Raw genomic sequence first — 14,310 nt, forward strand, 5'->3', positions numbered from 1 at the left:
AGTCCGTTATTTAGCTTCCTCCTATGAAGTTAAAAAATTGATTCGTTCTATTACAAATATGATTTTTATCACTGCTTTATTTACGAAATTGATATAACTTTATTATAAAAATATGACGAGAATTATTGAGGAGTTGTATATATGAAGGCAAAAATGATAAAAAAACATTTACAGGAAGTTCCCCTCTTTAAAGAACTTTCAGAAGAAGAACTTCAGCCTATTGTAGATATTTCACAATTACGAAATTATAAAGCAAAATCATTTGTATTTATGCAGGGTGACACACTTGATCGCGTGTTTTTTATCCAATCTGGTAAAGTGAAAATTCAAAAAACAGATGTAACTGGAAAAGAACAAATTGTTTCTGTGCTTCAAGCTGGAGAAATGTTTCCCCATGCTGGCTTTTTCCAAAAAGGTACCTTCCCAGCACATGCTGAAATACTTGAGACTGCAGAGTTAATCGTTACTCCAATCGCTGATTTCGAGAAGATTTTGATTCAGCATCCTGAATTATGTATTAAAATGTTTAAGGTTCTTGGAGAAAAAATTGTCGATCTTCAGAACAGATTAGAAGAACAGATTCTTCACGATACTTACGAACAAATTATTATGCTATTACTCCGTTTATGTAAATCAAATGGTATACAGATGAATGACAAATATACATTAACGACCCAATTTACGAATCGGGAACTCGCCAATATGATTGGAACATCCAGAGAAACGATGAGTCGCACAATGAATCAGTTAAAAAGAAAGAAATTAATTGATATTGATGAAAACGGTTGTTTCATTATTATTCCAGACAAATTAAAAGCAGAAATCATCTGATTAAAGAGTACATGTGTGATTTTTCTCACACCCTACTCATTTTCTCTATGTTACATTGTTACTGAGAATTAATATCAATAATTTCCGAGGTGAAGATGATGACAAAAATGATTGATTTTAGGAAAACAATTTGCGATTTGACTATTGAATACCCTGAAATCATCCCTATCTTAAAAGAACTCGGCTTTGAACATATAACAAAACCCGGAATGTTGCAAACAGCTGGTCGTGTGATGACCATCCCAAATGGATGTCGAATGAGAGGAATTTCGTTTGATACAGTTAAAAAAACTTTTAAAAATAGCGGATTTAACATTATAGGGTAAAGGAGAATTTTTATGAGTGAAATAATTAACAATCGTGAACATAAAAGTATGAATACGTTTGAACGACAAGAAATCCTAAAAGAAATTATTAAAAATCTTCATAACGGGAAAAGTGTTGAGGAGGTAAAAGCTCAATTCGAGGAAGCTGTCGGAAATATTACGGTTACAGAAATCTCCCAACTTGAACAGACACTCATGGAGGAAGAAGGAATTCCAGTAGAAGAAGTACAGCGTTTATGCTCAGTGCATACAGCTATTTTTAAAGGTTCCATTGAAGAAATCCATAGATCTGATAAACCAGAAGACCAACCTGGACATCCGATTCATACGTTTAAGCTTGAAAACAAAGAAATCGATATACATGTTAACTTTAAGCTTCAACTTCACTATGAACGTTTCGAAAAAGAAGATAGTAAAGAAAACATCTATAAATTAATAGAAGACTTAAATCTATTAATGGATATTGATAAACATTACAGCCGTAAAGAGAATCTGCTTTTCCCTTATTTAGAGAAATACGGAATTTATGGACCAACGCAAGTAATGTGGGGCGTCGATGACAGCATTCGCAATGCTATTAAAGACGTCAAACAAAAATTAAAAAATTATAATGGAGATAAAAAAGCTGTCTTATCTCAGGTTTACTTTGTTATTCATGAGATAGGTGAAATGATTTTTAAAGAAGAGAATATTTTATTTCCAATGGCTCTTCAAACCCTTACAGAAGATGAATGGATTAAAATCGCTCATGAAAGTGATGAAATTGGCTATTGCTTAACAAGTCCTACAAGTGTATGGAAACCTGAAAGAAAATCTATACAAGAAAAAGCCATATCTGAAGGATTCATTCGCTTAGAAACAGGTATGTTGTCTCTAAAGCAATTAGAGCTACTAATGAACCACTTACCTGTAGATATTACATTCATTGACGAGGATGATGTTGTACGCTACTTCTCTCATGGAAAAGAGCGGATTTTCGCCCGTACGAAAGCGGTCATCGGCAGAACAGTCCAAAACTGCCATCCTCCAAAAAGCGTTCATATTGTTGAAAAGCTCTTAAAAGACTTTAAATCTGGAAATAAAGATTGTGAAGATTTCTGGATTAAATTTCAGGATAAATATGTATACATTCGTTATTTTGCTATACGGAGTGAAGATGGAGAATACATGGGTACCCTTGAATTCACGCAAAATATTAATCCGATTCAAGAAATCCAGGGAGAAAAACGTATTCTTTCATAAGCTGAGTATGTCACCAGCCGTTTATCTTTTCTTTTATATCACTCTATGTAAAGTGTTTTTATAGTTCGCATGATTAATTATTGTAGCATTTCCCCCTTCTAGATTATGTGCTAGAAAACATAGTAATTGATTTAAATTCATCCTAAATATATATCATTTACAAATAAAACGACTACTTTAATTATTTTATTTAGAATCAAATAAGGGATACAAACCTCAATTTTATGCGGTATAAATATATAATGTTACACATTTTATAAAGGGAAAAGAAGAGGATAGATACAAGCAGAGAGATGCTGCCTGTTCTATCCTTTTTTGTACCACAAGAAAGGACAAACTAAAATAATGCTACCTCAATTAAAGAAGTAGCATTACCTTGTATGAATCTTAAACCATCCTAAAGCTTCAACATGATTGTAGAAAAACAAAAAGAACCATTCCCAACACTTCTATATCATGTACCACAAAAAGTTCGGTAAGGACATGATGATGGCGCAGGTAGTGTCGCGTAATCATCTTGTTCTGGGGAGTACGCATAAGGATTTGAAAGGACATTAAGAAGACGTTCCATCACGCTGTAATCTCCATGTTTCACAGCAGCTTCCAAAGCTTCTTCTACTCTGTGATTCCGTGGGATTACCGCAGGATTGTTTTTCCGCATCAATAAATGTGAAGAATCTTTTGATTCTTCCTGTCTACCTAGTCTTTCCTGCCACTGCTCATGCCACTGATTGAATTCTGGAGTTTCAAACAAGGCCATATCCTCCAGCTTATCAAAAGTTAACGCACGGAAAGTATTCGTATAGTCCGCACGATACTTCTCCATGATAGTAAGGAGGTCTTCAATAAGTGCTTTATCCTGTACTTCTTCGTTAAATATCCCTAATTTAGCTCTCATTCCAGCGAGCCAGTTCGAATGATATAACTCATTATAATTTAAAATTGCATCTTGAGCCATTTCCATCGATTTTGCATAATCACTATGCAATAGTGGTAATAAAGTTTCAGCAAGCCTTGCAAGATTCCATCCACCAATATACGGCTGATTGCCATAAGCATAGCGACCTTGAAGATCAATGGAACTGAATACCGTTTCCGGATCATAAGTATCCATGAAGGCACAAGGACCATAATCAATGGTTTCCCCACTAATGGTCATATTGTCGGTGTTCATCACCCCATGAATAAAACCAACAAGTTGCCATTTTGCAATCAACTGAGCTTGACGCTTAATCACTTCCTCAAGCAGGGAAAGATAGCGATTTTCAGCAGCGTCAACGTCTAGATAATGTCGCTGTATTGTATAATCAGCTAGGGCTTGAAGATCTTCAACAGTGCCCCATTTGGAAACGTACTGAAAGGTGCCAACGCGCAAATGACTTGCAGCCACACGGGTAAGAATTGCACCAGGCTGCTCAGTTTCGCGAAAGATTGATTCACCGGTCGTTACTACCGCTAGACTACGGGTAGTAGCAATACCAAGCGCATGCATTGCTTCGCTGATGATATATTCGCGTAGCATCGGTCCAAGTGCCGCTCGACCATCCCCCCGGCGAGAGTATGGTGTTCTACCAGAACCTTTCAGGTGAATATCCACCCTCTCACCTAAGGGAGTGATTTGCTCGCTAAGCAGCAGAGCTCGGCCGTCTCCGAGCCGGTTAAAATGTCCGAATTGATGCCCCGCGTAAGCTTGAGCAAGAGGAAACGCACCTTTGGGAATCCGATTTCCTGCAAGCACCGCTACTCCATCGTCACTTTCTAGTTCCTCGATGTTCAATCCTAGGGATGTTGCCAACGAATCATTGAGAATAACCAACTTCGGTGAGCGAACAGGTGTTGGATTGAGGCTGGTGAAAAATGATTCCGGTAGACGGGCATAGCTATTATCTAAGTTCCATCCTGTTTCTATTCTTTCTTTTTTATTTGTCATTGTATCACCGTTTCTTCTTTTATCTTTTTTACATAAAACAAAAACTCTAATAATTAAATGGTATTTTAGTTATGTATTTCTACATCAATACAAAGCAACCTTTTTTAGTGTCTACTTCGGTTAATTTATTATACTATTTCCGACAAATTATGAATTTTGTACTGCATCGATTCGAAAACTATTGAATTAAATATTAAGTAATAGTAAACACCCTTCTAATTATAATACATTAATATAAAAAAATTGGCAGAATATGTGGTATATCTATTTGCTAGCAGATATGTGTTATCTATATTATTGCAATTTGAACGAATTATTTATAAAAAAGAAGCTATCCCTTTATTTAATATTGGGAATAGCCTCTTTATTTTATCATTTACAAATTACATAATATATCTTTCATTACATTAAATCATTAATTGAAAATCCACCTGGCAGTAAACTTTCAACTGTTACTTCTTTTTCATCGCCTTTTTGATTTGTCAATAATACTGGCATTTGCGGATCACAAAATTCTGCGATTACTTGTCGGCACGCTCCACATGGTGAAATAGGACCATCCGTATTACCTGTTATTACCAAATAACTGAAATCGCATTCTCCTTCTGACACTGCTTTAAATATTGCTGTTCTTTCGGCACAATTACATAAACCATAAGACGCATTTTCTATGTTACAGCCTGTATAAATTTTACCATCTTTCGTAACGAGTGCCGCTCCAACAGGGAACTTTGAATATGGAATATAAGCTTTTGACAACATCTTTGTAGCTTCTTCAATATATTTTTGTTTATCCATATCATTTCCTCCTCAAAGTAAATGTAATTCTGTTAAGCATTAATCAGTTATCACAGTGTAAATTAATTTAGGAGTTTCAGCCTTTTCTGATACAGAAATGTTTTCATAAATTTTAGCTTTTACATCTTCAACATCTTCGCGATTTGCATAAATCGTAACTAATGGCTCTCCTTCTTTTACAACTTCGCCAACTTTTTTGCGTAGCATTAAGCCAACCGCTAAATCAATTTCATCCTCTTTCGTTGCACGACCTGCTCCTAGAAGCATCGCAGCAATACCGATTTCATCTGCAACAATGTTAGACACAACACCTGAAATTTTAGCTGGTACATCAATTACATATTTCGCTTGTGGTAACTTTTCTGGATGATCTACAATCGAGCTATCTCCACCTTGATTACGTAAGAACTCTTTGAATTTCTCAATCGCTTTTCCATTCTTCATAACTTCTTTCAACATTTCACGTGCTTCTTCTAATGTATTTGCTTTTTTACCAAGAACAACCATTTGACTTCCTAATACAAGAACTAATTCCGTTAAGTCTTCTGGGCCTTCTCCTTTTAGCGTATCAATTGCTTCCTTCACCTCAAGAGCATTACCAATCGCAAAGCCAAGTGGTTGTGACATATCTGAAATAACAGCCATTGTTTGACGGCCAACATTATTTCCGATTCGAACCATTGCATGTGCTAATTTTTTCGCATCCTCTTCTGTTTTCATAAATGCTCCTGCTCCTGTCTTAACATCAAGAACAATTGCATCAGCTCCAGCTGCAATTTTTTTACTCATAATCGAACTTGCGATTAATGGAATCGAATTCACAGTTCCCGTAACATCACGTAGTGCATATATCTTTTTATCGGCAGGTGTTAAATTACCTGTTTGTCCAATAACTGCAACCCTATCACGATTCACTAAATCAATAAATTGCTCTTTCGTAATCTCAACATGGAATCCTTCAACTGCTTCTAATTTATCAATCGTACCACCTGTATGCCCTAGACCACGTCCAGACATTTTTGCAACTGGTACATCTAAAGCAGCTACTAATGGTCCTAAAACCAATGTTGTTGTATCACCAACACCGCCAGTTGAATGTTTATCTACTTTAACCCCTTCAATCTCTGATAAATCAATTGTCTCTCCAGAATTCACCATAGCCATTGTTAAATCAGCACGTTCACGATCAGACATATCTTGGAAAAAGATAGCCATTGCTAGTGCACTTACTTGATAATCAGGGATTGATCCATCTGTATATCCTTTAATAAAAAATTGAATTTCCTCTGTTGTTAGTTCTTTACCATCACGTTTTTTTGCAATAATATCTACCATTCTCATCCTAATCACCAATCCTTCTTATTTTATTTTGTAAAGGGTAAACTTATTAAACTCTTAATATATTAATCCAACTATTGTTGCGGATAAAAAGCTTACTAAAGTTGCTCCGAAAAGCAGTTTCAAACCAAATCTTGCTACCACATTCCCTTGTTTTTCATTCAAACTCTTAACAGCACCAGCGATAATTCCGATTGAAGAGAAGTTTGCGAATGAAACAAGGAACACAGAAATGATAGCAGTCGTTCTTCCTGAAAAATTAAAGTTTCCTTGTGCTAAATTTGTCATAGCTACAAACTCATTTGATACAAGTTTCGTCGCCATAATATTACCGGCATTAACAGCTTCATGCCAAGGAACACCCATAATAAATGCAAATGGTGCAAATACATAACCAAGAATCTCTTGGAATGAGATACCAATTACTCCTTTAAAAATGGCATTAATAAAAGCAATTAAAGCAACAAATCCAATTAGCATAGCAGCTACTGTAATAGCAACTTTAAAGCCATCTACTATATATTCCCCTAATACTTCAAAAAAGGTCTTTTTCTCTTCCTCTTGTACTTCTAAAATATCTTCTTCTTCCGTAACCTCATAAGGATTAATAATAGAAGCAATGATAAACCCACCAAACAAGTTCAGCACTAAAGCCGTTACAACATATTCTGGCTTTAATAACACCATATATGATCCCACTATAGACATGGATACCGTTGACATCGCAGACGCACATAATGTATATAATCTTCTTTCCGATAGTAAACCTAGCTGCTTCTTAACAGAAATAAATACTTCTGATTGTCCTAAAATCGCTGAAGCTACAGCGTTATATGATTCAAGTTTCCCCATTCCATTCACTTTGCTTAAAGCTAAACCAATATATTTCACAATAAACGGTAATACCTTAATGTGCTGTAAAATACCGATTAATACTGATATAAACACAATTGGCATTAATACTCCTAAAAAGAATGAAAATTCTTTTTGATTTAACAAACCACCAAATACAAAATTAACACCATCAGCAGCATACTTTAACAATTGTCCAAAACCATCTGCAATTCCAGCAATTAGTACGTTCCCGATACTTGTATTTAATAGTAAGAAACCTAAAATAAACTGAAGTACAATCATCGTTATAATAGGGCGATATTTCACTTTTCTTCTATTATTACTTGCAAGCCATGCGATACCTAACACAATTATCAAGCCTATGATACCGATTACATATTTCATAAAAATCCCCTCCTTTTTCGTATCCGCTTACATATTGTTAAAATGTTAAAGCAATAGATACACCATGCTTTTTCAACAATTCGTATATCTATTGCTTACAACTTTTTATGAATTAATAGTTATCTGAAACGCCGTTTGTATCGTTTAATACAATTGCAACACTAGCACTTGCTCCGATTCTAGAAGCGCCAGCTTCAATCATTTTTTCTGCATCTTCACGTGTACGAACGCCACCAGATGCTTTTACACCAACGTTTTCTCCAACAGTTTTACGCATTAATGCGATATCTTCCGCAGTTGCCCCGCCAGTTGAGAATCCAGTTGAAGTTTTTACAAAATCAGCACCAGCTTTTACAGATAATTCACAAGCACGAACTTTTTCTTCATCTGTTAATAAACAAGTCTCAATGATAACTTTTACAAGTGCTTTTCCTTTTGCAGCTTGTACAACTTCACGAATATCATTTTCAACGAATTCATTATCTCCATCTTTTAAAGCACCAACATTGATTACCATGTCTACTTCAGTTGCACCTTTTGCAATTACATCTTTTGTTTCAAATACTTTTGTCTCAGTTGTATTTGCACCTAAAGGGAATCCGATTACTGTACAAACATCCACATCATGCCCTGCTAATTCTTCAGCAGCTAATTTTACCCATGTAGGATTAATACAAACAGAAGCGAAATTATATTTCTTTGCTTCTTCTAAGACTTTCATAACATCTTCTTTCGTAGTATTCGGTTTCAAAACTGTATGATCAATTAACTTTGCAATGTTCATTTTTTTCACTCCTCATATCTTTTAACAACTTCATTCTAACTCCTCTTTGAACAAATGTAAACACGCTTTTGAAATTTCGTTCAAATGTTTTTGTAAAAAAGGTTCTCTCAAAATCATACTTTTGAGAGAACCTTCTATTTCTAGCCTTTTTGATAATGTAGCAACTCTTTTGCTGTATGCTGATCGATAATCAACACATTCGCATATCCGCCTCTTAAAGCACCATCAATTGCCTTTACTTTTCTAGAACCTCCTGCAACAAGAACGGAACGCTTCTTTAAGCGCAACTCTTCTAAATCAATACCAATTGTGCGCTGGTTAATTTCCTCACTGCAAATATTACCATTTCCATCGAAGAAACGTGAGCAAATGTCCCCAACAGCTTGTTCTTTCAATAAGTTCATTTCTTGTTCATTCAAATAACCTAGTCGAAATAATAATGCCTCATCTCTAACAGTTCCCACTGTGAAAATGGCAATATTAGCTTGTTTTCCCATCTCAACAATATGGTGAATATGCCGATCCTGCTCTACTAATTCTTTTGTAACTGCATTATCAAATATAACTGGAAGCGGTAGGTTTCGCGGTGTTGTTTGAAAGGCGTCCGCAAACAAGGCAATTGTTTCATTCGCATATGTATTTACACTTGAATGACTAATACCTCCTTTTAATTGGACAACTTCTACCCCTTTCACATGCTGCGGGACAATTTTTCTAGCGACTTCATACATCGTCGTTCCCCAACTTACACCAACAACATCACCATTTGTAACAGTCTTTTCCATATACTCTGCAGCATACTTACTAATATACTCTGTAATGGCCGTATATTCTGGTACTGGAGAAAATACGACATGCGCCTCTAATAAGTTATATTTTTCTTTAAGTAGGTTTCCTACATTATCTAAATCAGCAAATGGATCAGTTATTTTAATTTGAACAAATCCTTTTTCTTTTGCATATTTTAACAATCTCGAGATAGTCGGCCTTGAGATATTTAATTTATTTGCAATCTCTTGTTGACTATAATCAGATTGGTAGTATAACCTTGCAACTTCAACGCTTAATTGTTGTTTTTCTTTGTCCATATTCGTTATTTCTATACCCCTTCCAAACTTATTCTCTCTTAATGGCATCATAACATTTCATGTTAGAAAATTCGACTATACGAATTGAAAATAAACGTATTTCACAAAATCATTTTTTCTTAGTTACCTCATTATGTTTGTCTGTTGATGAAGTGACATGTTGGAATGAGATTCAACAAGATGAACATTTCTATCGTGATTAAGAAACTATGTGCTAAGGTTACGCCTAAAAAAAGATAGCTGTTCTTTTTCAGAACAGCTATCTTTTTTGCTAATTCAAGCATCCATTCTCTTACGGGTTTGTAGACCATAATCCAGCAGATTTAATAAATGTACGTTTATTTAATTTCAGCTGCGCTACAATAAATTCGGCAATATCTTCAGCCTGCATAACTTTATCCGGGTTACCATCTGTCAAACCTAATTCTACTGCCATATCTGTTGCAACTGTACTTGGTGTTAATGCTGTAACACGAATATTATGTTTACGTACTTCCATCGCTAACGATTCTGTCAAACCAAGAACACCAAATTTAGAAGCACTGTACGCACTTGTAACCGGCGCTCCCTTTTGTCCAGCTGTTGATGAAATATTAATAATATCACCAGACTGCTGCTCAATCATTCCTGGTAACGCGGCACGAGTTACATAATATACGCCCATTAAATTCACTTGAATGATTTTTTCCCATTCTGCAACATCTAGTTCTAGGAAATTGCCAAATTTAGAAATTCCGGCATTGTTAATTAAAATATCAATAGAACCTAAGCCATTTTTTAATGTTTCAATTGCTTCACTTACTTCTTCATATGAAGATACATCAGCAGTAGCGATTACAGCTTTCACGCCTTCTGCCTCAACTTCTTTTGCAACAGCTTTTAAATTTTCTTCTGAACGTGCTAAAAGGCCTACATTCACGCCTTCTTTTGCTAAAGCGATTGCTACAGCACGACCAATCCCTCTGCCAGCCCCTGTAATTAATGCATTTTTTCCTTGTAATAATTCTGCCAAATATAACACTCCCTAATCTTTCTAAAATACTATTTTTTCCATAGAATGAATTTTATCTATATATCGTTAAAAATACAATCATGCACTTTAATGTGCGTAGGTTACCTATAAGTAACCTTTAAATTCGTTTTCAGTTAAGAGGCCATTCTCTAATGTATTAAGCACTATGCTCAATTTGCTCCTTCTTCCCTTTTTTCTTATGTCGTTTCCAGCTCACCAGCTTCCTAGCTGTTCCTAACATACCTGTTGGAAGACCTAATAAAACGATGATATACAATAAACCAAGAAAAATTGTCCATCGTTCAAAAATTGGGTACTGCGCAGCAAGCTCTGACAAATAGTATTTCAAAGATTCAATCATTCCTGCCCCTACTATCGCTCCTACTAATGTCCCAATGCCACCGATTGTCGTCATTAATAAAGCATTCAGCGTCATGTCAATTGAGAAAACGGTCGTATTTACAAAACGAAGTGTGATAACAAATAAACCGCCGCTCACAGATGCTACAACTCCAGCTACAACACTCGCAATTACTTTATAGTGAAGAATTTTATAACCAAGCGCTTCCACACGTTGTTCATTTTGCGAAATCGCTTTTAATACGTTACCAATTGAAGATTTCGTAAACAGTTGTAGTAATAAAAAAATGATTACTAGACTTATTAATGTAATATAGTAAAATGTAAAACGATCTCGAAATATATCAGGTACACGGAACGTAAAACCATCCCCCCCATGCGTGACGGTTCGCCATTTTTCAGCTAGCACAAAGAATAATTGAGAAATGGCTAGTGTTAGCATCGCATAAAAATGACTTTTTAACCGTAAGGAAAGCATACCAACTATATAACTAATGACCGCTGATAAAGTGACTGCTAATATAATCCCAATAAAAAAACTCGATATTGTTGCCTCTTGTCGATCTAATAGGAGTGCGACACAATAAGCACCAATTCCAAAGAACATACAATGTCCAAACGACACAATTCCCGTATAGCCTAATAGAATATCAAAACTCATTGCGAATATTGCGAAAATGAAAATTTGTGTAAACAAGATTAACATGCTCCTTGAATCGTTTATAAAAGGAAATATCATGAAACAGAAAAGAATTGCACACCAAAAATATAAGCTAGCCCGATTAGATGATGTGGTCATAACAATCTCACCCCTTTTCACCAACAAGTCCTGTTGGCTTAACTAATAAGACGAATAACAGCATCAACATGTTTATCGCAAGCGATAAATCTGGAAGATAATAAGCTGTAAAAGCTCCTGCCAAGCCAACAATTAAGGATGCGATTACAGAACCTTGTACACTACCTAATCCACCAATGATCACAACGATAAAAGCTAAAATAGCATACTGCATCCCCATTTCGGCAAAAATAATACCCGAATAAGGCGCGAGAAGAAAGCCACCTAACGCCGCCATTCCAGCTCCTAATAAAAATACGAAAGAAAAAATAGCTTTCACATTAATTCCAAGCGCTTGAACCATCTCTTTATCTATTACACCAGCACGAATCATAAGCCCGATTTTCGTTTTTCGAAGTAACAATACAAATCCAATGTAAACGAATAAACCGATTAAAATAACAAATAAGCGATACTTAATTAATATGATTCCGTCAAATGTAAAACTTCCTTGTAACCACTTCGGTAACTTAGCTCCTATCGGATTCGGCCCCCAAAATACTTTTATACATTCACTAAGCACGAGCATACCACCAAGTGTAACCAGAAGTTGACGAACATGATTTCCATAAACAGGACGTATAAGGAATCTTTCTAATATCAAGCCAAGAAACATGCCCATCACAATAGCACCAAATAATGCAAACATATAACTACCTGTTACATTAAACAACCACACCCCAGTAAAAGCGCCCCATGCAAATAGCCCGCCATGAGCAAAATTAAGAACACTCATTAAACCGAAAATAAGTGTTAAGCCAGATGCTAATAAGAAAATAAGCACGCCTGTCGAAACACCATTTACAAATAAATTAACAAACACATCCACGTTTTTCACCTCACCCATATCAAGGTTAAGAAATCCCTAAATATATATGACATGTTTCCTTATCTTCTTTCAGTTCACTCATCGGACCATTATGTACAATTTTCCCATTGTCCATAATGTAAAAATAATCGCCAATTTGACTGGCCATCATAAAGTTTTGTTCGACAAGTAAAACAGTTGTTTTTTCCTTCATTTTTAAAATTGAGATCATCAACTTCTCAATCATGATTGGTGACAAGCCTTTACTAGGCTCATCAATAAGAAGTAGGCCTTCACTATTAATGTAAGCCCTTGCGATAGCGAGCATTTGTTTTTGGCCTCCACTTAACAATCCACTCTTTTTATGCCAAAATTGTTTTAAATCTGGAAAGAGATTCAACATCCATTCCACTTTTTCATCTGTTTCTTCATTTTTTTTCGTTTGAGCGAGAGCAAACGTTTCTTCAACCGTTAAGTCGTAAAATATTCCTTGATTTTCTGGCACATACCCTATACCTTTTCGAGAAATCATATGTGTTGATAGCCCATTTACTTTCTCGTCGCCAAAATAAACCGCTCCGTTAGAAATGGTATGAAACCCCATAATAGAACGTAGCGTTGTCGTTTTCCCTGCTCCGTTTCTTCCAAATAAGACTGTAATGGTTCCTTCCTCCACTCCAAAAGAAACACCTTGCAAAATATGAAACTGATCTAAATACGTTTCTATATTATCCACTTTTAATAGTGTCACTGTATAATCCTCCTAAATATGCAGTTTGCACACGCTCATCCTTCATAATCTCTTCTGGTAATCCTTCAGCTAATAACTCCCCTTGAAATAACACAATAAGATGATCAGATAAATGAAGAACCATATCCATTTTGTGCTCTATTAACACAATCGTATTTTCACGATTATTTTTTATATTTTCAATCACTTGTAAAATAGCAGGAACTTCTTCAATAGAAATACCCGCTGTCGGTTCATCTAACAACAACATATCTGTTTTAAGTGCTAAAAGCATTGCAAGTTCCAATTTTCGCTTTTCTCCATGAGCTAAATCTTTTGCAAGTACTTCTTCCTTTTCATTCAGCAACACAACCTCGAGTAAATGACGTGCTTCTTCTTGTTGCTGCTTATACTGAGATGGGCGCGGGAAGAAACTATAATAATCTTTCGCATAAGACTGTACACCAAGCCGAACATTTTCAAGAACCGTTAATTCTGGAAAAATGTTTGTAAGCTGAAAAGAACGTCCCATACCAAGACGCGTTCGATCTGGAATCGATAACTTTGTAATGTCACGTTCCTTAAAATAAATCTCTCCTTTAGTCGGAGAAAGTTGACCACTTAACAAATTAAAAAGGGTGGTTTTCCCTGCTCCATTTGGCCCGATAATGGAAATAAACTTTCCTTTTGGTATTATCAAATTTACATCTTTAATAACATGATGTTCTCCAAACGAGACAGAAAGTTCGCGAGTCTCTAACAAATTCTCCACATTATGTCCTCCTTACAAAGGATTCCTTTATACAGTAAAACTTTTATCATTGGGAGTTTGCTTAATTCCCTACTGATCACTAGTCTCCACCTATCTTCTTCGTTTTCTCTGAATCCTGAGGCGCAGATTTTACTGCCAGTTCATACGAAGTGAAAAGTTTTCCATCCCTTTATGATAGGAATGAAAAACTTTTCACTGTTCATTACAATAAGAA

General features: G+C 35.6%; 14 protein-coding genes. 3 read left to right on the plus strand and 11 right to left on the minus strand.

Going from position 1 to position 14,310, the window contains the following annotated elements:
* Positions 1-141 precede the first annotated feature (141 nt).
* The 3 genes from ACTDJC_RS13590 (at position 142) to ACTDJC_RS13600 (ending at position 2,399) form a co-directional block, all read left to right on the plus strand.
* Positions 142-831: a Crp/Fnr family transcriptional regulator gene (locus ACTDJC_RS13590; protein ID WP_440603696.1), complete on the plus strand. Its 690-nt coding sequence runs from the start codon at positions 142-144 to the stop codon at positions 829-831.
* 98 nt (positions 832-929) lie between these two features.
* Positions 930-1,157: a DUF1858 domain-containing protein gene (locus ACTDJC_RS13595; RefSeq protein ID WP_440603697.1), complete on the plus strand. Its 228-nt coding sequence runs from the start codon at positions 930-932 to the stop codon at positions 1,155-1,157.
* A 12-nt stretch (positions 1,158-1,169) separates the two neighbouring features.
* Entirely contained in the window at positions 1,170-2,399 is a 1,230-nt protein-coding gene (locus tag ACTDJC_RS13600; RefSeq protein ID WP_440603698.1) for a DUF438 domain-containing protein, read from the plus strand.
* A 454-nt stretch (positions 2,400-2,853) separates the two neighbouring features.
* Here the strand turns inward: ACTDJC_RS13600 and ACTDJC_RS13605 are convergent, their stop codons facing one another.
* The 11 genes from ACTDJC_RS13605 to ACTDJC_RS13655 all read right to left on the minus strand — a co-directional run bounded on the left by ACTDJC_RS13605 (position 2,854) and on the right by ACTDJC_RS13655 (position 14,096).
* Positions 2,854-4,329, minus strand: a complete 1,476-nt coding sequence (locus ACTDJC_RS13605; protein ID WP_440603699.1) for a protein adenylyltransferase SelO — start codon at positions 4,327-4,329, stop codon at positions 2,854-2,856.
* A 402-nt stretch (positions 4,330-4,731) separates the two neighbouring features.
* Positions 4,732-5,127 carry a cytidine deaminase gene (locus ACTDJC_RS13610; protein WP_440603700.1) on the minus strand — a complete coding sequence of 132 codons (396 nt, stop codon included), beginning with the start codon at positions 5,125-5,127 and terminating at the stop codon, positions 4,732-4,734.
* A 39-nt stretch (positions 5,128-5,166) separates the two neighbouring features.
* Positions 5,167-6,468: a pyrimidine-nucleoside phosphorylase gene (locus ACTDJC_RS13615; RefSeq protein WP_440603701.1), complete on the minus strand. Its 1,302-nt coding sequence runs from the start codon at positions 6,466-6,468 to the stop codon at positions 5,167-5,169.
* 54 nt (positions 6,469-6,522) lie between these two features.
* The gene (locus ACTDJC_RS13620) at positions 6,523-7,704 is read right to left on the minus strand and encodes a NupC/NupG family nucleoside CNT transporter (protein ID WP_440603702.1); all 1,182 of its coding nucleotides are present in this window, start codon (positions 7,702-7,704) and stop codon (positions 6,523-6,525) included.
* Positions 7,705-7,816: 112 nt separating this feature from the next.
* On the minus strand, positions 7,817-8,488 hold the full coding sequence (gene deoC / locus ACTDJC_RS13625; RefSeq protein WP_429716738.1) for a deoxyribose-phosphate aldolase: 672 nt from the start codon (positions 8,486-8,488) through the stop codon (positions 7,817-7,819).
* Positions 8,489-8,628: 140 nt separating this feature from the next.
* Positions 8,629-9,576, minus strand: coding sequence for a sugar-binding transcriptional regulator (locus tag ACTDJC_RS13630; protein ID WP_098309942.1), 948 nt, complete (start codon positions 9,574-9,576; stop codon positions 8,629-8,631).
* 292 nt (positions 9,577-9,868) lie between these two features.
* Positions 9,869-10,588 (minus strand): 3-ketoacyl-ACP reductase, encoded by a 720-nt coding sequence (locus ACTDJC_RS13635; protein WP_440603703.1) that lies wholly within the window; start codon positions 10,586-10,588, stop codon positions 9,869-9,871.
* Positions 10,589-10,745: 157 nt separating this feature from the next.
* Positions 10,746-11,747, minus strand: a complete 1,002-nt coding sequence (locus tag ACTDJC_RS13640; RefSeq protein WP_440603704.1) for a branched-chain amino acid ABC transporter permease — start codon at positions 11,745-11,747, stop codon at positions 10,746-10,748.
* Between the two features lie 7 nt (positions 11,748-11,754).
* Entirely contained in the window at positions 11,755-12,615 is an 861-nt protein-coding gene (locus ACTDJC_RS13645; RefSeq protein WP_098309945.1) for a branched-chain amino acid ABC transporter permease, read from the minus strand.
* A 25-nt stretch (positions 12,616-12,640) separates the two neighbouring features.
* A complete protein-coding gene (locus ACTDJC_RS13650) occupies positions 12,641-13,345 on the minus strand; it encodes a branched-chain amino acid ABC transporter ATP-binding protein (protein WP_098309946.1) in 705 nt (234 codons plus the stop codon).
* Positions 13,323-14,096: an ABC transporter ATP-binding protein gene (locus ACTDJC_RS13655; protein WP_098309947.1), complete on the minus strand. Its 774-nt coding sequence runs from the start codon at positions 14,094-14,096 to the stop codon at positions 13,323-13,325. The genes ACTDJC_RS13650 and ACTDJC_RS13655 overlap by 23 nt, the downstream gene beginning before the upstream one ends.
* Positions 14,097-14,310: the final 214 nt, after the last annotated feature.

This window comes from Bacillus sp. GB_SG_008 (assembly GCF_052038115.1).
GTDB classification, from domain to species: Bacteria; Bacillota; Bacilli; order Bacillales; family Bacillaceae_G; genus Bacillus_A; species Bacillus_A rhizoplanae.